At 38.9% G+C, this 1,071-nt stretch carries 1 protein-coding gene; it reads left to right on the top strand.

Features of this window, described 5'->3' with window-relative positions:
• A partial coding sequence (locus tag ACFIL2_RS07875; RefSeq protein ID WP_375680059.1) for an autotransporter outer membrane beta-barrel domain-containing protein occupies positions 1–1,054 on the top strand: 1,054 nt, incomplete at its 5' end.
• Between the last annotated feature and the right edge of the window lie 17 nt (positions 1,055–1,071).

The following is a 1,071-nucleotide window of genomic DNA, read 5'->3' as shown; positions in this document are numbered from 1 at the left end:
TCATCCTCTTTCTGATGAAAAACAACAAACTGCTGTTTCAACCTCTTCTCAATCTTTAGCCGATCAAATGATTGTGCGTCCAGTTCATAAAGAACAACCTTTTCCACAATTGAGTGAGAATCTTTCAGTTTCTCACTTTTTGACCACTCCCTCTACAGATGCGGTATTGTCTATGTCTGTGGCGCCAGCGATGGTTTTTCACAATGAAATGCAAACCGTACGTGCGGGAAGAGGAATTCTAGATAAAAGTAAAAAGAATACGGCTTTATGGAGCTATGCGATAAAATCTAAAGAGAGTGTTACTACAGAGCATATAGATTTTAAACTGGATCAGACCGGTATCGTTTTGGGGATCAATGGTTTAAGCGAGTGGGAAAATGGAGAGTTTTATATAGGTGGTTTTGGCAGTTATGATCGTGCCCGTGTTGCGCATGCACGGGGGGGTAACAGTGGAATCAATACTTATGGTATTGGCGCTTATGTCACTTATTTGGATCATAGTGGATGGTATCTCGATGGTATTTTAAAATACAATCATTATCAAAATACCCTAAAAGCCGTTTCAACGAATGGTTTAGAGATTGAAGGAACATATACTCAAAGGGCATTGGGAACTTCCTTTGAAGCTGGTTATCGACTTAAGACGTCAAAGAACAGTTGGTTACAGCCTTATGGACAATTTACATGGTTACAAGTTGAGGGTAAAGAAATCAAGTTATCGAATGGCATGACAGGTGACATGCGTCCATTCACTTCATTACGCAGTGAGGTTGGCTTATCTTTAGGATATGAATTTGGTTCTCGCATAGATTCCTCATCACTTGCGTATATTACAGCAGCATGGTTGCGTGAGAATAAAGATGACAATCATACCTTGATTAATCAACGCCATCCATTTACCACTGACTTATCGGGGAATGCAGGTAAATTAGGAATAGGTTTAAGCAGTTTAGTGAGTGAGAAGTTAAAGTTATATGGTGAGGCACATTATATTAAAGGGCGTAAAACAAAACAGTCCCTTCAGGGTATTTTAGGTGTACGCTATAGTTTCTAATTATATGGTTATTTTTT

Origin of the sequence: Bartonella sp. AP30XZML (assembly GCF_042195945.1) — a bacterium.
GTDB lineage: Bacteria > Pseudomonadota > Alphaproteobacteria > Rhizobiales > Rhizobiaceae > Bartonella.
The sequence above is the reverse complement of the archived record's forward strand: the minus strand, read 5'-3'. Positions and strand labels throughout refer to the sequence as shown.